The 20,228-nt window shown below is 43.3% G+C and carries 19 protein-coding genes and 1 tRNA gene; 16 read left to right on the top strand and 4 right to left on the bottom strand.

Features of this window, described 5'->3' with window-relative positions; translation table 11 throughout:
• The first annotated feature begins 5 nt into the window (after positions 1–5).
• The 11 genes from IGK14_RS09750 (at position 6) to IGK14_RS09700 (ending at position 10,889) form a co-directional block, all read left to right on the top strand.
• Positions 6–683 (top strand): YesL family protein, encoded by a 678-nt coding sequence (locus IGK14_RS09750; RefSeq protein ID WP_010749554.1) that lies wholly within the window; start codon positions 6–8, stop codon positions 681–683.
• A gap of 164 nt (positions 684–847) precedes the next feature.
• Entirely contained in the window at positions 848–1,969 is a 1,122-nt protein-coding gene (locus tag IGK14_RS09745) for a glycoside hydrolase family 88/105 protein (RefSeq protein WP_438712135.1), read from the top strand.
• Positions 1,966–3,282, top strand: coding sequence for a glycoside hydrolase family 28 protein (locus IGK14_RS09740; protein ID WP_010749556.1), 1,317 nt, complete (start codon positions 1,966–1,968; stop codon positions 3,280–3,282). The genes IGK14_RS09745 and IGK14_RS09740 overlap by 4 nt, the downstream gene beginning before the upstream one ends.
• The gene (locus tag IGK14_RS09735) at positions 3,279–4,169 is read left to right on the top strand and encodes a dienelactone hydrolase family protein (RefSeq protein ID WP_010749557.1); all 891 of its coding nucleotides are present in this window, start codon (positions 3,279–3,281) and stop codon (positions 4,167–4,169) included. The genes IGK14_RS09740 and IGK14_RS09735 overlap by 4 nt, the downstream gene beginning before the upstream one ends.
• Positions 4,130–5,047, top strand: a complete 918-nt coding sequence (locus tag IGK14_RS09730) for a pectinesterase family protein (protein WP_010749558.1) — start codon at positions 4,130–4,132, stop codon at positions 5,045–5,047. Before IGK14_RS09735 ends, IGK14_RS09730 begins: the two co-directional genes overlap by 40 nt.
• Entirely contained in the window at positions 5,044–5,490 is a 447-nt protein-coding gene (locus tag IGK14_RS09725) for a hypothetical protein (protein WP_010749559.1), read from the top strand. The genes IGK14_RS09730 and IGK14_RS09725 overlap by 4 nt, the downstream gene beginning before the upstream one ends.
• A complete protein-coding gene (locus IGK14_RS09720) occupies positions 5,487–7,079 on the top strand; it encodes a glycoside hydrolase family 43 protein (protein ID WP_010749560.1) in 1,593 nt (530 codons plus the stop codon). The genes IGK14_RS09725 and IGK14_RS09720 overlap by 4 nt, the downstream gene beginning before the upstream one ends.
• A 3-nt stretch (positions 7,080–7,082) precedes the next feature.
• Positions 7,083–8,576: an extracellular solute-binding protein gene (locus IGK14_RS09715; protein WP_438712132.1), complete on the top strand. Its 1,494-nt coding sequence runs from the start codon at positions 7,083–7,085 to the stop codon at positions 8,574–8,576.
• A 149-nt stretch (positions 8,577–8,725) separates the two neighbouring features.
• Positions 8,726–9,559 carry a sugar phosphate isomerase/epimerase family protein gene (locus IGK14_RS09710; protein ID WP_438712130.1) on the top strand — a complete coding sequence of 278 codons (834 nt, stop codon included), beginning with the start codon at positions 8,726–8,728 and terminating at the stop codon, positions 9,557–9,559.
• 165 nt (positions 9,560–9,724) lie between these two features.
• Positions 9,725–10,597 (top strand): VOC family protein, encoded by an 873-nt coding sequence (locus IGK14_RS09705; RefSeq protein WP_010749563.1) that lies wholly within the window; start codon positions 9,725–9,727, stop codon positions 10,595–10,597.
• A gap of 64 nt (positions 10,598–10,661) precedes the next feature.
• Positions 10,662–10,889, top strand: coding sequence for a hypothetical protein (locus tag IGK14_RS09700; protein WP_005229963.1), 228 nt, complete (start codon positions 10,662–10,664; stop codon positions 10,887–10,889).
• Positions 10,890–10,977: 88 nt separating this feature from the next.
• On the opposite strand, the gene IGK14_RS09695 is transcribed toward IGK14_RS09700, so the two are convergent.
• From IGK14_RS09695 to IGK14_RS09685, 3 genes are all read right to left on the bottom strand, one after another.
• Complete coding sequence (locus tag IGK14_RS09695) at positions 10,978–12,249, bottom strand: hypothetical protein (RefSeq protein WP_010749564.1); 1,272 nt, start codon at positions 12,247–12,249, stop codon at positions 10,978–10,980.
• Between the two features lie 200 nt (positions 12,250–12,449).
• Positions 12,450–13,676, bottom strand: a complete 1,227-nt coding sequence (locus tag IGK14_RS09690; RefSeq protein WP_010749565.1) for an Ltp family lipoprotein — start codon at positions 13,674–13,676, stop codon at positions 12,450–12,452.
• A 406-nt stretch (positions 13,677–14,082) separates the two neighbouring features.
• Positions 14,083–14,165 (bottom strand) — tRNA-Leu (locus IGK14_RS09685).
• A gap of 195 nt (positions 14,166–14,360) precedes the next feature.
• On the opposite strand from IGK14_RS09685, the gene IGK14_RS09680 reads away from it, so the two are divergent.
• From IGK14_RS09680 to IGK14_RS09665, 4 genes are all read left to right on the top strand, one after another.
• Entirely contained in the window at positions 14,361–15,473 is a 1,113-nt protein-coding gene (locus IGK14_RS09680) for a hypothetical protein (protein ID WP_010749566.1), read from the top strand.
• Entirely contained in the window at positions 15,470–16,684 is a 1,215-nt protein-coding gene (locus IGK14_RS09675; RefSeq protein WP_438712127.1) for an ABC transporter permease, read from the top strand. The genes IGK14_RS09680 and IGK14_RS09675 overlap by 4 nt, the downstream gene beginning before the upstream one ends.
• A 10-nt stretch (positions 16,685–16,694) precedes the next feature.
• A complete protein-coding gene (locus IGK14_RS09670; protein ID WP_005229973.1) occupies positions 16,695–17,570 on the top strand; it encodes an ABC transporter ATP-binding protein in 876 nt (291 codons plus the stop codon).
• 167 nt (positions 17,571–17,737) lie between these two features.
• Positions 17,738–18,955 (top strand): pyridoxal phosphate-dependent aminotransferase, encoded by a 1,218-nt coding sequence (locus tag IGK14_RS09665; protein ID WP_005229975.1) that lies wholly within the window; start codon positions 17,738–17,740, stop codon positions 18,953–18,955.
• Between the two features lie 55 nt (positions 18,956–19,010).
• Here the strand turns inward: IGK14_RS09665 and IGK14_RS09660 are convergent, their stop codons facing one another.
• Entirely contained in the window at positions 19,011–19,190 is a 180-nt protein-coding gene (locus IGK14_RS09660; protein WP_005229977.1) for a hypothetical protein, read from the bottom strand.
• Positions 19,191–19,349: 159 nt separating this feature from the next.
• Between IGK14_RS09660 and IGK14_RS09655 the strand changes: the two genes are divergently transcribed.
• Entirely contained in the window at positions 19,350–20,195 is an 846-nt protein-coding gene (locus IGK14_RS09655; protein WP_010749568.1) for a helix-turn-helix domain-containing protein, read from the top strand.
• The last annotated feature ends 33 nt before the right edge of the window (positions 20,196–20,228 follow it).

Below are 20,228 nucleotides of genomic sequence, written 5' to 3'. Positions count from 1 at the left end.
ATCACATGACGATCGAAAAGATCACGAAAATCAACGAAGGATTACTCGCATTTTTGACGCTGATCGCACTTCACTTTCTTTGGCTCAGTGTGACTCTCCTGGGAGGGATCCTCTTTGGCATTGGTCCTGCGTCGTATGCCATGATGAAATATTATGATCGCTGGCTTCGTCTTCATGAACGACCGCCTTTGATCAAAAGTTTTTTCTACTATAGTAAAGAACGGTTCCGACAATCGGTGCTGATCAGTTGGTTGTTTCTGATCATTGCAGCGATCGTGATCACCAATATATTTGCGCCATTTCCATGGTTTATCCAAGTAGCGAATGTCCTCTTTTTGATTGCGTTTCTCTTTTTATTCATGCATGTGTATACCGTCATGGCAGCCACCAACTTTGTGACCGTGTTTGAGATCCTGCGGGGGAGTGCGTTGTTAGGTTTAGGCTATCTGCATTATTCGATCATAAGTTGGACGATTTTGATCGTTGGCTATTTAGTCCTGGGCAGTTATTTCTTGATCGGCCTCTTTTTGATGGGTAGCAGCTTAGTTGGTGGTGTTTTTGCCCTTGCTGGTAAAAAAATTCTTCAAGATATCCACCCAATTGATACAGATCAGGTGGTTTCAAAAACGGCATCGACTACGGAGCAAACCGTTGCCAGCAAAGGAGATGAGGTCATTATCTAAAGAAAACGGCTCAAAGACTTTTACTGGTCCGCAAACAAAACGGTCACTAGAGAACACCTGAAAATAGCAAAACAAGCTGAACCCTCATGAAATACAGCCAGTAAAACGGATTCATTGAATAGCTCTATGAATTGAGGAGACTACAATAAAAGGAAGTATCGTACATGAAGAACTATTCGGAAATTGCTTTGAACACATTATTTGAGCGCTATGACTACTTATGCAAAGAAAAAATTTATCACGGAAAATGGTCCTATGACATCGGGGTCGTTTTACAAGGCGTGAAAGAAGCCTATGAGCAAACTGGTGATAAACGCTATTTTGATTATATCCAAAACACGATGGATTTTTATATTGACGAAGACGGTCGTATCAAAAACTATCAGATGGATGCGATGAATATCGATTACATCAATAATGGCAAATGTTTATTCTTACTATACAAAGAAACAGGTGCTTCAAAATACAAGATCGCCTTGGACACGCTGTATCAACAATTACAGCAGATGCCAAGAACAAGCGAAGGCGGGTTCTGGCATAAAAAAATCTATCCTTATCAAATGTGGTTAGATGGCTTATATATGGGGGCCCCATTTTTGACAGAATACGCACTGACATTTGAGAAAGAAGAAGCATTGGAAGATGTAATCAAGCAATTCACCTTATGCTTTACGCATACCCTAGATCCAAAAACGGGTCTTTTGTATCACGCGTGGGATGAACAAAAAGTCCAGCCGTGGGCAGATCCTGAGACCGGTTGTTCAAAAAATTTCTGGGGACGGTCAATGGGATGGTTCATGATGGCACTCGCAGATACGATGGTGCTATTAGGGGAATCAGAGCAGAAGAATCCATTAGAAAAAATGTTTGTCTCCTGTCTAGAAGCTCTTGCTAAAGTAAGAGATCCCCAGAAAAAAGTGTGGTATCAAGTCTTAGATAAAGGCAGTGAGCGTGGGAATTATTTAGAAGCATCCGCTTCTTCAATGATTTGTTACGCAACAGCGAAAGCAGTCAAAGCAGGGATCATCGATCAAAAATGGCAAGTGTTTGCCCAAGAGACCTATCAAGGATTGCTTGATGAGTTTGTCTTTTTAACAAAAGAAGGCTGGTTGAATCTGATCAGAAACTGTGAAGTTGCTGGTCTTGGTGGACCAGATGATCGGGATGGTAAGTTTGTTTACTATATCAGTGAACCCGTTATCACGAATGATTTCAAAGGATACGGTGCCTTTTTACAAGCGAGTTTACTGCTGCAACCACTAACGGAGGAAGGAAGCAAGAAATGAATATCCAATTGACTACAGCTGATTTACAAGGAAAAGAAGGTCTGTTGACAGAAGCGATTCAAGAAAAAATTGATGAATTGCATCAACAAGGAGGAGGCAGAATCACTTTTTCCGCAGGACGCTATCCGACAGGAGCGCTCTTTTTAAAAAGTAATATTGAACTGCACCTACTATTGGGGGCGACCTTAGTATTTTCTGATGATCCCAAAGACTATCCCGTCGTCGTGTCTCGCTGGGAAGGGGTCAAACGGGAAGTTTATGCCTCTTGTTTATATGCCGAGAATGCGGAAAATATCGCTGTCACAGGATTAGGAATGCTTGATGGACAAGGGCAAAGATGGTGGAACACCTTTCGGGAAAACCGTGAACAGCTTGCTTATCCACGACCAAAATTAATCAGTTTTGACTCTTGCCAGCAAATTACGTTGAAAGATATCCGTCTTGTCGATTCACCAAGTTGGACCGTCAATCCGATTCTTTGCCAAGATCTAACGATCGATAATCTTCGCATCAAAAATCCAGCGGATTCGCCAAATACGGATGGGATCGATCCTGAATCTTGTAAAAATGTCCGCATCAGTAACTGTCATATCGATGTTGGTGATGATTGTATCGCCATCAAATCAGGAACGGAGGACACCAAAGAACGGGTCGCTTGTGAGAATATCACGATCGTAAATTGCCATATGCTTCATGGGCATGGGGCAGTCGTTCTAGGTAGTGAGATGAGCGGCGATATTCGTAATGTCACCATCAGTAACTGTATTTTTCAAGATACTGATCGTGGGATTCGGTTGAAATCCCGTCGGGGACGTGGCGGAACGATCGAAGATATTCGAGTGAATAACATTGTGATGGATAATGTTATCTGTCCATTCACTTTAAATCTTTACTATTTCTGTGGACCGAAAGGCAAAGAAAAGTATGTTTGGGATAAGAATCCGTACCCGATCACCGATGAAACCCCTCATTTCCGGAGAATCCATTTTGCAAATATCTCGGCTCGGAATGTCCATGCGGCCGCTGGGTTTGTTTATGGCTTGGCTGAACAATTTATTTCAGATATCACTTTCCAAGATATTGCCATCTCTATGGCTGAACACCCGATTCCTGGAAAGCCTGCGATGATGACAGGTATCGAAGAGATGACAAAACAAGGCTTTTATATTGGCTGTGGACGGAATATTCAGTTTGATCGTATCAATTTGGAAGGCGTAACTGAAGCGTTCCATATCGAGAATAGTCGGGAAATCACCGTCACACAATCATTTGAGAATCGTCAGCCTCTGGCATTTCAAGGAGATTTTTTGTGAGGGATCCTCAGTTACTACAGCTGCTAGGTCCTGATATGAAAGTTGCACCACAAGTGGTTCAGCAAACAAAAGAGCAAGTGCAAAATTATACCTTGGAACATTTACTTCTACGATTAAATCAAGAAGAGGATGTCCCTGCATACTTTGCTTATCCTAGCTCTCAGCAACCTGTTCCACTCGTTTTGTTCAATCATTCTCATGGCGGCGACTTCACGATGGGGAAAGAAGAACTTCGACAAAGTCCGTGTTATATGCAAAAAGAAAGCCTATTCGCGACATTTATGAAGTTGGGCGTCGCCGTTGGGGTGATCGACATGTGGGGCTTTGGCGAACGAAAAAACGGTGAGAATGATAGATGCAAGCGGTTTCTGTTGCAAGGCAAAACATTATGGGGACAACGAATCTATGACAATCAACAGTTTTTGACCTATCTTGCTTCCCGCAAAGAAGTGAAACATTCCGCTATCGCCACACTGGGACTTTCCATGGGCGGCTTGATGAGCTGGTGGTTGGCAGCGCTTGATGAACGGATATCAGTGGTGGTGGACATGGCAGCACAAGTGGACTATCAAGCATTGATCGAAGAGGATCGTCTAAGCAAACATGGGTTTTACTATTATGTTCCTAATGTGTTGAAAGACTTTACGACTGCGGCGATCCAAAAACAGATCGCACCACGCCCGCGTTTAAGTTTGGTTGGCAAAGAGGATCGTGGCTGTCCCTCAAGCGGTGTCGCTCGTTTGGATCAGCAGCTCGGGCAGCATTATGAAGCAATAGGCTACAAGGAGCATTGGCAGGCGTGTTGCTTGCCAGGTGGTCATGAAGAAACCAAGGAGATGAGAGCGCAGTGGATCGAATTTCTAAAACAGCACCTCCTATCAAGCTAAAGGTTAGTAAAGAGCCGCAAAAGGGTGATTTTACGAGTATCCAAGCAGCCGTGCTGGCTGCTGAAGCCTTAAACGTACCTTGTGAAATCACGATCGCCACTGGCGTGTATCAAGAACAGGTGAAAATCTATAAGAACCAGCTTACGTTGATCGCGGAACCTAACACGTTCTTATGCTACCACTTGGCTGCCGAGCAAACCGATGAAAATGGGCAAAAAAGAGGAACGTTTCAAACAGCGACGCTCTTTATCAATAGCCGAGAAGTCTTTGTAAAAAACCTGACCATCATCAATGACGCAGGGGATGGGCGAGCAGTCGGGCAAGCAGTTGCCGTCTATATCGAAGGGGATGACATTCGCTTCGAACGCTGTCATCTCGATGCTTTTCAAGATACCTTGTGCCTGGGTCCATTACCAAAATATACCAAAGAAGGCGAACCAATGATCAGTCCTTGGCGAAAGACAATCTTTGACCAACAACAGAGTTTGTTTTTGCATTGCAAGATCAGTGGAACAGTCGATTTTATTTTTGGCGGTGGTTCCGCCACCTTTGAAGAGTGTCACTTGCATTGTAAAAATACACCACAAACGAACTACATTACTGCTGCCTCAACCAGCAAACAAGCAAGCGGGTTAACCTTCGATCGGTGTCGGGTGACAGGGGACAAAGCCTATTATTTAGGCCGCCCTTGGCGTAATGACGCCAAAGTCACCTTTTTATCCTGCTGCTTTGATCAACAGCTCGCCCCTTGCGGATGGTCTGATTGGGGAAAAACAGCGAGCCACCAAACGGTCACATTCACGGAGCGAATGTGTTGTTACCAAAGAAGTCCCCAACGTCCTGAATGGGTGACTCTTGAAGGAGTGATAGAAAAATGAGCAAGGCAAAATGGTCTGGCTGGATCGGGATGGTTCTCGCTCTGGTGTTGATGGGCGGCTTTTCCTTGGCGATCAATCAAATGACTGTCCAGCAGTTCGAAGAGATCTTTCAACGTGCGTTTCCCACTATACTGAATCAAATGACGGCAGAAGCAGCATTGGCGCAATTTAAAACACTCGGTGCTTGGTTTGGCTTCACGCTGTTGGCACTCCTGATATTGGTTTCAGTGGCGACGATGCTTGTTCGCTATCGTAATTATCGAAAGCAATCTTGTGCTATTTATTTTTTGACTGGTGTCGTGACATTGATTGGTAGTCAAATGCTCGCTTTTCCGATTGCCTTTTGTTTCTTTTTAGCGGCGGGTTTTTGTTTTCTCCATCGTGATGACCGACACAAGAAAAAAACAACGGACGCAGTCAGCAAACAAGGAGGGGTTGCATGAAGGCAATAATCAATAATCCGATTTTAAGAGGGTTTCATCCTGATCCGAGTATTTTAGAAGTCGAGGATACTTATTATTTAGCGGTTTCTTCCTTTGAGTGGTTACCAGGAATTCGGGTCTACTGTTCCCAAGATCTAGTCAATTGGTCCCATGAAACAGATATTCTGACCAATCAAGTGGATTTATTAGGCAACGCAGCAAATGGCAGCATTTGGGCACCGCAAATCAGTTACGCAAACGGACAATACTATTGTGTCTATACAAATGTTCGCAACACGACGCGCCCTTTCAAAGACTGTCGAAACTATCTCATCACGGCTCCTACGATTCATGGGCCATGGAGTGAGCCCATTTACTTAAATGGTAGTGGCTTTGATCCGTCCTTGTTTCATGATCAAGAGGGGCGTATCTGGTTATTGAATGCGCTTTGGGATTATCGTAAGGATACACCAAATAAATCGGTAGGGATCGTGCTCCAGGAATACTCTGAAGCACAAGGCCGCTTGATCGGTGACAGAGTGCCGATTTTCTCTGGAACCCAGCTGGCGAAGACCGAAGCACCGCATCTTTATTACCATAACGAGTTTTATTACTTACTGACGGCAGAAGGAGGAACGGGTGCAGGTCATGCGGTAACGGTTTGTCGTAGTAAGACCATCACCGGGCCTTATGAAGTAGATCCGCATTTTCCCATAATGAGTGCCTATCAGCTCAAAGATTCCCCCTTTCAATGTACAGGTCATGGCAGTTTGACGATTGCGCCATCAGGAGAATGGGTCATGAGCTATTTGATGACTCGGCCAGTAGAAGGGGCAGCGATTCTTGGACGAGAAACTTCACTACAAACCGTCTATTGGGATCACGAAGGATGGCTGCGTCTTAGCAATAACGATACGATCCCCGATCAAACCATCAGGCTCGCTAGCGACGCTCAGAAGCAAAGGGCATCACCTGCTGTTTTTATTGATGACTTTAAAGGATCGTTGCAAAAAGCATGGAACGGTAGACGATTGCTGCCCAATGAAGAGTGGTGCAATCTGAGTGAGCGACCAGGGTATCTGCGATTGATCGGCGGAGAATCGATGCAATCGAACTTTCATAAGCACTTATTGGCGATTCGTCAACAAGACTTTTGTTTTGAAGCTGAAACAGTGATGGAATACCACCCCCAATCGTTTAATCAGATGGCTGGATTGTCGCTTTTCTTAAATGAAGAAAACTATTTATTTTTCTACGTAACCTATGATGAAGAAGAAGGCAAGGTCCTTCGGTTGCTGCGGTGTTGTGAAGGAGAATTTCACTTGTTCCCAGATAAATTGCCCCTCGCTGCTGCAAGTGAGCCGATCGGATTGAAAGTAGTCGGTTCTTATCTAGAAGCCCAATGGTTCTATCGGCAAGCACAAACGTGGCATCCCTTTAAAAAGCAAAACATCCAGTTCTTGTCTGGTGGTTTTACGGGGAATTTCATTGGAATCAGTGCCCATGATTTAGATCACTTTGCCAAAAGCTATGCTGATTTTGAATATTTTGCGTATCAAGGGAAAGATCCACTCGATGATGGCTCCCTAAAAATAGAGAAAGAAGGTTAACAAATGAAAAAGTTGAAAGTTGCAAGTTTATTATTATGTGCTGGACTGTTTTTAGCAGGCTGCGGCGATGGTGGAGGTTCACCTGAAGGATCAGAAAGCAAAGGAAAATCAAGTATTTCGTGGATGGCGATGCTACATACTGCTTCCCCACCATCTGGAGATGTCACGCAAAAGTTAGAAGAATACACAGGGGTCGAGATCGACTTTACGTGGGTGCCAGATGCTTCAAAAACAGAACGCTTGAATGCAGCATTGGCGTCGAATTCTTTAGCAGATATCGTTAGTCTGACAGAAATCAATAACACAACCGTCCGCAGCTCACTCGCATCTGGAATGTTCTGGGATGTGGAACCCTATTTAGAAGAGTTCCCGAATTTGGCAGAAATTTCCGAAGATCGGTTAGAGTCTTCTCGAATTGATGGTCGAATCTATGGTGTTCCGTTTTTAAAACCGATCGCTCGTTATGGCGTCCTTGTCAGAAAAGATTGGTTGGATCATTTAGGCTTGGACGTGCCATCGACATTAGAAGAATTAGCTTCTGTCGCCCAAGCCTTTACGGAAGATGATCCAGATGGAAACGGTGCGGATGATACGGTTGGTTTCGTAGAGCGTGATGAGTCCTTTAACGTTGGGTTCCGTTCGCTTTCAGGTTACTTTGGGGCAGACAATTGGTTTACGATCACGGATGATGATGAAGTGATGCCATCCTTTATGCAACCAGAATACAAAGAAGCAATGGAATGGTTCCGTAATATCTATGATAACGGCTGGATGAATTCTGATTTTGCGGTAATGGCGAAAAATGATCAGAAGAACTATATCGTTCAAGGTCGTGGTGGGATCGTATTGAGTGGTTTGCAAGAAGTACGTAACTACATTGATGATGCAGCTGGTACTGATGAAGAGCATATGGAATGGGTCTTGATCAATGATATCGTCCATGAAAATGTGGAACGTCGTATCCTTTCTGATACCAATGGTGGAATGGGCGGCTGGTTAGCCATTCCGAAAAACAATGTTGAAACCGAAGAAGACTTACGTGTTGTTTTGAAATTTATCAATGATTTGATGGACGAAGAGCCGTTTACGTTGATGACGCAAGGGATCGAAGGGGTCCATTATGAAATTGATGATGAGGGTGTCTATGTCCGTTTGGATGATACGAAGTGGCAACAAGAAGTACAACCATTTTCTTCGTCTCGTCCATCAGAATTAGTAACAGTTTTCCCTTCAAGCAACCCATATGTCAACTTAGCCAATGAAAAGATTCGCGAAAATGAAGAGTTTGCGGTGATCAATCCTGCACAATCGCTGACCTCTGAAACCTATGATCGTTCATGGTCAAGCTTGATTGAAGGAATCTCAGACGCTTACTACCAATATATGACTGGGGAAATCGAGATCGATGGGTTTGATACAGCAATCGAAACCTTCTTAAGAAATGGTGGACAGCAAATCATTGACGAGTTCACGGAAGACTATCGTTCACAACAATAAAGGTTACAAAAGGTTCTGATGATCTATTGAGAAGAAAAGGATGAAGTGAGGAGCCGCTACTGCTGAATGATTTGAAGACCAAGACCAGTTGAAGTGATTCGCTGCTTGGTCTTCTTTTTGCTTCAAAAGCAGTGAAGAAAGGAGAAGCTATGTTTCAACTAACTGTTCGGGGGCATGATTTAAAGAATTATGGGTCCCCAGAAGAATTAGCGCAAAAAATTGCCGCCCAAAACATTCATAACATTCAATTTGCATTAAATAAGTCCTTCCCACAATGGGCAGAGCCAGAGCAATTAAGCCCTGGTTTAGGCCGTTTTTTCAACCGTGTTTTTGGTCAATCTCACGTTCAGGTCGCTTTATTAAGTTGTTATTGTAATCTGATCCATCCTGATCTGGAAAAACGGGAAGCGATTTCATCCAGATTCGAGACCTATCTCGCACATGCCAAATATTTTGATGCAGCTATGGTCGCAAGTGAAACTGGTTCGGTTTTGCCAAATATGGGGTATACCGAGGAAAATTTCAGTGACGTCGTTTTCGATGATTTGGTTCAGGTGATCAAGCGTTTGGTCCAAGTGGCTAAGAGACATCAAGTGATGCTAGGAATTGAAGCGGGCTTAAATCATCCACTATCATCGATCGACCGAATCCAAGAATTGCTGGAACGGGTACCCTCTGACTATTTAGGGATCATCTTTGATCCAACCAATCTGATTACTGCGAAGAACTATCAAGAGCAAGTCGCTTTGACAAGGGAAGCTTTTTCCCGCTTTGGCGATGCCATCGTTTGCTTGCACTTGAAAGACTATCAAGTAATCGATGGTAAAATCAAGGTAGTCCCATTGGGAGAAGGAATGATTGATTATCACCAACTATTGGCCATCACCGCTGAATACAAGCCATATTGTTATGTTGTGTTAGAAGGGACGACCGAAGAAGCGATGCAGCCAGCCATTTCACTGATTGAAGCACTGAAAAAGTGAGCGAGTTGTCTTTGATTGTGACTGATGAGGAAATGCTTTGTTTCTAGGAATCACGGAAGATCACGGAGTCCTTTCCTCAACAAGCAGATTTATTTACTTACTAAAAGTTAGTGTTATACTTAAAGGTACAAGTGAATTTAACTGTTTAGAAAAGAGGAAATAGCGATGAAAATGATTCAATCAACCTATCAAATCGATGCAGCAGCCGCAATTGGCAAAGTCGTTTTAAAAGTAGCAAACATAGAAAAAATGAGCCAGTTTTATTCGGACGTGATCGGCCTGACTTTATTGGAGCAAAGTGTAGATCACGCGCGATTAGGCGTGGGAGCGCAAGAGCTTTTAGTTCTAGAGAAGGTGAGTGATCCGTTGCCTTTGACACGGAAAACAGGCCTTTTCCATACGGCGTTTCTTTTGCCTAGCCGTAAAGACCTAGGAAATATGCTGATTCATTATTTGGAAGCCAAAGCTCCCCTGGATGGTGCCAGCGATCATGGATATAGTGAAGCGTTATACCTGACCGATCCAGAAGGGAACGGGATCGAAGTGTATCGTGACAAACCGATAAGTGAATGGGATATTCGAGCAGATGGTGAGATCGTAGGCGTTACTATCGAAATGGACGCGCAAGGCGTGCTGGGAGCCGCTGACCGATCTCAAACGACCTTTCCAGTTGGCACCACGGTGGGGCATGTCCATTTGAAAGTGGCGGACTTGGCAAAAACAGAAGAATTCTACACTCAAGTTTTAGGCATGCGTTTGACTTCAGATTTTGGTAGCCAAGCAAAGTTTTTTGCTGCTGGTGCGTATCATCACCATATCGGATCAAATATTTGGATGGGAAAAAATGTTCCAGCTATGGAAGAACAGGATCTAGGCTTAGCGTACTTTACGATCGTTTTGCCAGCGTTGGCTTTTTCTACGTTACGAAGTCATCTAAAGGCAAGAGGCGTTTCGTATGAGTTAGAAACAGACAGCCGCTTGCATTTGACTGATCCGAATGGGATCAATCTGATCATCGAAAGAAAGAATCAGCCTTAAGATGGAGGTTTTTTCATTCATGAAATGAGAGAATAACCTATAATCAAGTAAAAGGAGAGCAAGCATGAAAAAAAACGGGGCGGGACAATCACTATTTCTAGCATTATTGATCAGCATGGGCTTATTTTTCTTTGTCCAAGGGAAACAATTAATAGAAAGTGGGGCGTCTCCTGTGATTTTTATTGCTTTTTCGGCTTTTGCAGGAATTATCGGAGTTGGTGTCTATGGTCTTCAAGCAATAATGAAGCAGCATCGGCGCAAAGCCATGGTACCAATCAAAACCAAAAAATAAAGAAACCGGCCAATCTTAAACAGGAAGATTGGTCGGTTTTTTGTTTAAGCTAAGACAAAATGGGAAATGGGGTCTCGTCCCCTACATATTAATTTTCCATGTTTTCAATCGCAAATTCGATCTCATCAGGTAAGAAGCCGTTCCCTTCAAGGTGATCGGCCATATTTCTTTGACGGATCCCTAACACCCGACGGGATTGATTAGCGCGTCCTAAAGCATGGCGATGCCAATCTACATTAAGGGTTTCTAATGCCCATTGTGTTTCCTCCGCAGTGAAACCTTCTGTTTCTAACAGTTCTGCCATCTCTTGTTTTGAATAAAAGCGACGATTTCCTTGCGCTCTAACTAGGAAAAAGGCTTCCCGTTCTCGTTCTGTCGCATTGTTTTCGCGCTCATAGCGTGCTGCTACAGTCGGGGCGAGATGAAACCCTGCTAAAATCGTTTCCTCGGTCACTTCGTTATCAAACACGTAGGTTCTGAATTGAAAACGATTGTCGTTCTCCAGTTCAAGCCATAGTGATTCAACTAGAAATCGATAACCGACTGGAATCGTTTCATAAACAGCATCGGCAATTTCGTTGAAATAAGCGGAAACGGCTTCGTAAGGAGTCATTATCTCGGGAACGATTTCCGTCGTTTGTCCATTAAACAAAGTGATTGCGGAAGGGTAGATCTCGCCAGCATTCGTAAATGTGAGAATCTCCACTGGCTCATGTTTTGTTGAAAAGACATTCATGGTCACACCGTTCGCCAAATCAATAGCAGTCTGCCACTCGATTTCTTGGTCTTCGCTTTGTTGGTGTAAGCGATCAAGTGTATCAGGGGTCAACCCAAGCTTTTCTCGGGTATCTTCATTGATCCCTTCTTCATCGGCAAGTGCATTGTTTGCCCCTGCTGTCACTAGTGCCAAATCCTCTTCGTATTCATTGAATAATTCTTGCAATTTTGCTCGTCTACTGACGATGATCGGGCTTTCCTCATGGATGGCAAGTAAGGCTTCGATACGGCCATTCCGAGCGGCAACCCAACTGGGCATATCCAGATAGCGAGCTTCGATCGCTTCTTGAGCGAGTGCGATCATTGTTTCCGTGTTTTCAATAAATGCCGCCTTTTGTTTTGAGTTGCTATTGACCTGGTCTAGAAAGGCCAATTCTGCTTCTTTGCCTCGAATCATCAGTTCGAGATTTTCAATACTCAACTCATAAGTAAGATTTTCTGCATGATAGGTATGTTCCCAACCGGCATCTAAAGCGGCACCGATACGCTCAGAAAGTTCCTCAGGACTTGCTGAATTTATCGTCCCACATCCTGAAATCAGGGACAGTATTAGTAATAAAGGCAACAAAACTTGTTTTTTCATTTTTCTCCTCCTCGTGAGACTCTAGTAAACCTCGCCATTTTGTACGAATGAACGCATTAGATCGAGCTCTTTCTTGGGTATAAACATAGTCACATTATAAGGGACATCAACTGACCCCCAAAGTTAGACCAAAAAACCTAACTTTTTGGGGTCACTACAACAGCATATGGGCATCTCGATGCCCTTTTCTTCGCTAGCTTTTAGTTACCTATGTTTGTCATCGCGTAGTCGATTTGTTCTTCTGAAAAGTCTTCAAAAGCCAATAACCGGCGAATGTTGTCAGGAGGAAGACTCATCAAGGAATGGTAACTATTTGCTTTCTTCAACGCCTGCTCGTTCCAATCAATCGTGAGCTGATCAACTGCCCATTGTGCATCATTATGGGTAAACCCTTCAAATTCTAATTGTTGTATCAATCGTGCACGTGAGAAAGCCATGAGGTTCGTATAGGATTCGGCACGAGCTATCGCTCGTCTTTGTTCTGAAGATCCTTCATTCTCGGTCTGAGTTTGTTCGTCATTGTTTTGCTCTTGCTGCAAAGCCGTAGTTGCTTCTTGTTTGGCGTTTGCTTCTTGAAGCTGTTGATACACGGTAGTGACCATGTCTTGATCAATGTCATGATCAAAGCCATAGGTCATCACCGCCAGCTGATGTTCATCAGAAGATTGATCGAATCGATTCATAAACATCAATGATTCACGAGGAATATTTACGGCGAGCGCTCGTAAAATCGTTTCATAGAAAGCAGCTTTTTGCTCGTCGGCAGTTTCCCGATTAAGAACAGTAAACCCAGATGCGTACTCCTCATCGGGCATCGCAAAAACGAAGACGTCAACATTCGTTTCGCTTGTGTGGTAAACAGTGGCAGTGAGTCCATCGTCAAGTTCGATTGTGCGATGAAGAGTAAGCGCATCTTCTGTGAGCTGCTGAAGCTGCTCGATATCGTCTGCCAAAAGCCCCAGCTTTTCCCGCGGATCGGCTTCAGGAATCGTTTCGTTTGCTACCTCTAGTAGACTGTTGAGGTTGTCTTGATTACTGAGGATGATCGGACTTTTTTCATGGATTGCAGCAAGGGCTTGGCTACGACCAATGCGAGCGGCAAACCAAGCAGGGACATCGATCCGACGCTCCACTAACGCTCGTTCAGCGGTTGCCATCAAATCACTCGTGTGGCTGATCAATTGCTGAAGGTCTTCGTCTGAAGAATCAAGTTCTTCCAAAATAGCCAGTTCGGCTTGGCTGCCTGCAATCAGCAATTCTAAGGTCGCTGGTTGATAATAGGCCCAACCCGTTCCAGACTGGTTTGTATATTCCAGTCGTGCGTCGATGCCAAGCGCAACGGTCTCTGACAGTTCTTCATCTGCCTTAGTGCAGCCGATAAGCAAAATAACGAATGACAATAGGGTGATCAGTATTCTTTTTTTCATTAGACTCCTTCTTTCTATCGAAAGTAACTGAGAAAACGGTCGGCAGAGGTTGGTTCATCTGGGGGAAGGAGGAGGGCAGGTGAATGGAAAAAATGTTGAAAAGATTTCCATCACAAGTTCATTCAAGCAACTGTTTCTGATACGCTAATAAGAAAAAACGGAACATTGAACTAGTTTTCATTAATAATTGTTATATTATTCATTTTATATGAAATATAGCGTGTAATGCAACTTAAAAAGAATTTTTATCGGTTTTTTATAATTAGGGAAAGGAAGCTTACTATCAACTTTTGAGGAGTAGGTACTCAAGATCAAAGCGATCGAGGGAATTCATTGAAGGGTCGCCATGGAGGAATCTTTTGTGTAAACAAAAAAACAACTTCCCACAATAGGGAAGCTGTAAGGATGCGGAAAATGGGATTTGAACCCACACGAGCGATTGCTCACAAGACCCTCAATCTTGCACGTCTGCCATTCCGTCATTTCCGCAAATAGTATAGAAGAAAACGCAGGCTGAGGTAGTTCTGTCACGCCGCGTCTAGAAAATATCTTACCTGATTTTCAACAGGTTTGTCAATAACTTTTCCTCATGCTATTTGAAAGAATTTTCAGACTTTAGATTGCATTTTTTTCCATAAAAGGTATGCTAAAAGAATGAATAATTATTTTTTGAGAGGAGAGCAAATGAACTATTTTAAAAACCAACTGGCAAAAGCTGTTAAGCAGAAAACATTCATCTTCCTACTCATTGGTGCCTTTAGTTTGGGCTGCTGTTTTTCCATTTATTTGAAACTAATGGAACCTGTCAACTTGCCCGCTACCATTACCGCCGAAAAAGCGGAGGCTTCACGGCTTGTTGATCGCTATCAAGCCAATCAATCTGGTTCACCGGATGAGCAAGAGGTATATCAGCTATTACTTGATAACAATACTCTGACCTCACGGCAGCTGTCCAACTTGATTATGGAGGAATATGAACGATTTAATCAAACGAGTATTCAAATTGCGGAGCTAAAAAAGCAGATTTGGGCGTCTGAAGTTGATGACAAAGCCTTTTTACCGCCTATGTGGACGATCGAACAAGAGCAAACGGTCTATCAAGCCTTAGCCGAGCAAGAAAAAGATCCGGTTCTCACGGCTGCTAATACCCAGACGGCTGTCGCTTTGGCAATAACGTTTTTACTGAATTTTGGGTTCTTCTTCTGGGCTTTTTTTGCTAGTGACAATTTATTAGAAGAAAGAGAACACTTCTCCTTGATCCGCTCATACCCGCAGATTTTCCCAATTCGGATGGTCAGTAAGGTTTTTGTCAAAACGATCACCAATTTAGGAATCTTGCTCGTGTTTTTCTTAGGCGTCTTTCTTTCAATGAGCCTTCTGGGGGAGTTCGGGGATTGGCAGTATCCAGTAGCCGTCTATCTCAATGGGGATTGGGTAGCCTTACCTTTTTGGCAGAGCGTTTTATCTAGTATGGTTTCTTTTGCCTTGCTGATTGGTTTGATCGAATGCTTAGGTTTTGTCATGAACATGGTCGCAGCCAATCGATACGTCTCTTTCTTTTTACTGGTGCTTTTTTATGGATTCGGCTTGATTCCGATGCTGCAAAAGATCCCTATATTACCAGTTCATCTAGCTGCTATGGATAAATTTTATTCGGGTGCCTTTGCTTTGGGCTCTGGCACTTCTTGGGGCGTCTATGCCAGTTGGCTGCTGACGCTAGTGTGGATCTTCCTTTGTTTAAGCATCATGCTCGTTGCGGATAAACAGAATCGCTTGTTAAGAGGAGGCAAAGGATGAAAGACTATTTTTTCTTTGAATTACGCCAGCTGTTAAAGAGCAAGAAAACCATTGGCCTTTTTTGCTTGCTGCTGATCTACAGCGGCGTTTACAGTTTTTGGCAAAGAGACTTTCGCCCGATTGAACGAGTAGATAAAACAGAAATGCAACAACGCTATACCGTGCGACAAGATTTTCTTGATCAACAAGCAGCCAATCCTTCTGACCATTGGTCGGCAATCATGGCAGTCGAAATGTTTACCCCATGGAATGAAGCAGAAAAACAACGGCTCGACGCGCTAGCCGAGAAAGACTGGCAAGCATACGCACAAAGCACAAGTACTTGGTACCATCTCGCTTTGCAATTTACCGATGAACGAAATATATTTTATACCCCTGATTATTACACGTTTCGAAATTACTACGCTGGGTATGACGGGCGCTTCGGCTATGCATCAACCGCAAAACTGATGGAGGCTTTTAGCCAGCTGCCCAATAGCAAACTCTCTCAAGCAGTCATGGAGCAAAAAACGGGGATGCAAGCATTACAGCGAAGTTTTACTGGATATTTACCGATTCTGTTGCTTGCTGTTTCTTTATTTTTGGCGATCGATTGCTTACCAAAAGAACGAAGACATAAATCCCTGTTTCTTTCACTGCCATTATCGGCAGAAGAGATCCTTTGGAGCAAAACGGCAGTATTGATGGTCGGTTCTGCAATTGCAACGATTGGGACTATGTTCTTTCTCTGGTTTGGCTCTGGAATTCAATTCGGCTTTGGTTCCTTGGAACTGCCAGTCACGATTTTATCATCGACCTTTGATGCCCGCTACCCGATCACAGATTTCAATGCTTTTGAGACCCAATCGATCGGTCTTTTTCTAAGTCAATGTTTTCTTGCAACACTTTTCTTGCAGTTTATCTATTGTCGTGGCATCTTGCTGTTCAGTGCCCTGTTTCGCTCAGAGCTGATTAATCTGCTTGTGGCTGGTTTTTGTTTGCTTTCGCCCTTTCTTTTCCAACGGCGCTGGTTTAGTGCCTACCTTGATAAAACGCTGTATGTCTATCTGTATCAAAATGTGGGACAAGTCCTTTCAGGCTGGACACGCTTTTACTTTGGTTCTGCAGGATTTACGATTGAGAAAGGCTTACTTTTATTAGGCGGGGTTTGGCTTCTGATCGAAATGTGTTTCTTTTTGACGATCCAACGCAAAAAATTTCATTTGGCATAGGAGGAACGATATGTTAGAACTGAAAAATGTGACTGTCACGTATACGAGAAAAGTATTGGATCAACTTTCCGTTGCTTTTTCTCCCGGGGAGATCGTCGGGTTAGTCGCCCCTAACGGCACTGGGAAATCCACACTATTGAATGTGGCGATGAATTTCATCCAGCCGAATGAAGGCGCAGTATTTTTAAACGGCAGTCAAGTATATGTGACCAAAAAATCAGAAGTGGCAGCGCATCAACAAATTTCATTTTTTCCTGACCAAAATGATTTGTACAATGATTTAAGTGGACTCGAGCATCTGAAACTGTATCAGCGAATGTGGCGTTCAGAGGAACGCTTGGTGGAAGAAACGATTGCTCGTTTGCGAATGAGCGATTATATCAAACGCCCAGTGGGAACCTATTCGCTGGGGATGCGGCAACGTCTGTGTTTTGCGATGCAGATCGTGACAGATACGCCTTACATGCTGATGGATGAGGTGATGAATGGCTTAGATCCGACAAATGTCGAATTGATCTCTAATGTGTTGAAAGCCTTGCGGGAGCAAAAGAAAGCGATCGTGATCGCTTCGCATATTCTGACGAATTTAGATTCTTACGCGGATCGGGTCTTGTTTTTAAAAGACGGTAAGATCATTCACGAATACCTTGGCCGCAAGTCGTTGGTCAATGAACCCTTGTATGTAAAGACGGACTCGGCGGATTTCTTGGTGGCTTTTCCAGAGTTAACGACAGTGACTATCGATCTGCAAGGGCGGATCTATCTAGTAGAAATCAGCGATCCGCAGTTGCCGCAACGTTTTATCGCAGCAGGAATCACTGATTTTTCGGTGGGGCATTTGGCGTTAAATGAATTGTACTTGAAGTATTTTCCTGAAAATTCCTGAATGAACCAAATTCAGTGGATGAACGCAGGGCAAGCCCTCTCGACCGAGAGGTGAAAAATTTTCGCCACAGTTAAAATTTTTTTGCTATAATAGGTTCAATCTGAAAAGAGATCAACGACGAGAACCAATAACCTGACGTTGACCTATGGTTAAAGGAGAAATGGAATATGAAGAAATTTTCAAAGTCGTCAAAACTTGAAGGGGTCAGTTATGATGTACGCGGCCCTGTTTTAGAAGAAGCTGATCGGATGCAAGAAGAAGGCATCAGTATCTTAAAATTAAATACTGGGAATCCCGCGCCCTTTGGCTTTGAAGCCCCAAATGAAATCGTCAGAGATTTAATCATGAATGTGCGAGAGTCGGAAGGCTATTCTGATTCAAAAGGGATTTTCTCGGCACGTAAAGCGATCGAGCAATATTATCAATTACAAAAATTTCCTGATGTGACCATCAATGATATTTACACAGGTAATGGTGTTTCCGAGCTGATCACGATGTGTATGCAAGGGTTATGTAACAATGGGGACGAAGTGCTCGTGCCGATGCCAGACTATCCTTTGTGGACTGCTTCGATCTCATTAGCTGGCGGAAAACCCGTCCATTATATTTGTGATGAACAAGCAGATTGGAATCCTGATATCGAGGATATCAAAGCCAAAGTAACCAGCAAGACGAAGGCCATCGTCATTATTAATCCAAATAATCCCACCGGCGCCGTTTATCCGAAAGAAGTTTTACAACAAATCGTCGAGGTTGCTCGTGAGCATGACTTGATCATTTTCTCCGATGAGATCTATGACCGTTTAGTCATGGATGATTATGTCCATGTACCGATTGCTACACTAGCACCAGATCGCTTCGTTGTGACGCTAGGCGGTTTGTCTAAGTCTCACCGAGTGGCAGGCTTCCGCGTTGGCTGGATGGTTCTCAGCGGGGATAAGTCCAATGTCAAAGACTATATCGAAGGCTTGAATATGTTGTCATCGATGCGGCTGTGTTCCAATGTTTTATCGCAACAAATCGTCCAGACTGCATTAGGCGGCTATCAAAGCTCCGATGAGCTGCTGCTGCCAGGTGGTCGAATCTATGAACAAAGAGAGTTTATCTACAAGGCGATCAATGATATTCCTGGATTGTCAGCAGTGAAACCGAAAGCAGCCTTTTATATTTTTCCTAAAATTGATATTCAGCGCTTTAACATTACCAATGATGAACAATTTGTTCTCGACTTTTTACATGAACACCATATCTTGTTGGTGCACGGCGGTGGGTTCAATTGGCAACAGCCCGATCATTTCCGTATCGTCTACCTTCCTAATATGGAAGATTTAAAAACGACTGCTGAAAAAATGACAGAATTCTTGGCAGCGTATCGCCAGAAGTAAGTACATGAAAAAGCACCGCTCCTTCAGCGATCGTGAGGGAGCGGTGCTTATGTTTTTATTCGGTAACTGGTTGACAAATTTTTTTGCTGACAATCATCCGATTGGTAAACTTATCCAGCATTTCAGCACTAGGATCGGTCACTTGAACGAGGACCGAATTTTCATATTCCCGTTCGATGATCCCTTGGTATTTTTTGCCTTCCCATGTAAAAAAGATCGTACTGTCGATCGTCATCTTAACACCTCATTTGAAATTGTGGAAAAATAACAAGACATTCTTGAAATTGCTTTCCTTTTTGTCATTATGTGCTAAAATAAAGAAAATTAAAAATGCGAATTCGCATTTTTGACAAGAAACGTTCGATTTTTTTAGAATTCCCCCTGGAGGACGATTATGAAAAAAAGAGATGAATCTTTTGGTCAAAATATCCGTTCAATTCGGTTGAAACGAAAGATGACACAGAAGATGTTAGCAGAAGATATTTGTTCGCAAAGTGTGTTAAGTCGTATCGAAAACAACGAAGAGCTGCCCAATGTCTGGGTGATGTATCAAATCTGCCAACGCTTAGGCGTCACCTTAGATCAAGTAATGATGCTTCATTCGGAAGAAATCAACAAAACCAATCAAATCTTTGCCGAAATCGAATCACATTTTGTCCATAAACAATTTCAAGAAATGCGGGAAAAATTGGAAGACAAGGCGATCAAGGATTATTTGTATCTGGATTCAGATATGCAAATGTATTACTACTATCTAGGCAGCTGTGATTATTTCCTCGATCAAAACTATGATGCCGCCCTTGAGGCGCTGAAAAAAGGATTGGCCTATTCCTATCAACAGGATAAGACCAATGTTTCGGTGATGGAAATTCGTATCCTGAGCTGCATGGGTCGTGTCTATAGTGACTTGCTGCAACTGGGTGAGGCGCGTTTTTATTTAGAAAAAGCCTACAATGCCATGCATGCCTTGCCGCCGGAGCGACTGTCCACAGCGCTGACCAAAATTTATTACAACTATGCGGTCTTTTTAAAGGAGCAACAAGAAGACTGTCGCGCGCTAAAAGTAACCAACGAAGGCATTGCTCTAGCGAGAGAGAAAAATAGCTTGTATTTTCTAGAAGAATTGTTTGAACTAAAAGGACAATTGCTTCAAAGACTAAAAGAAGAAAAAGCAGCTGAAAAAAGTTTTCAACTGTATCGTGCCGTCATGGATATTCGCCAATCTGACAAAGTGGTGTAGACCTTTCTTGACTTCTGCTGCAAATAAGAGTAC

Source organism: Enterococcus sp. DIV0970a (genome assembly GCF_051711265.1).
GTDB classification, from domain to species: Bacteria; Bacillota; Bacilli; order Lactobacillales; family Enterococcaceae; genus Enterococcus_D; species Enterococcus_D casseliflavus.
The sequence above is the reverse complement of the archived record's forward strand: the minus strand, read 5'-3'. Positions and strand labels throughout refer to the sequence as shown.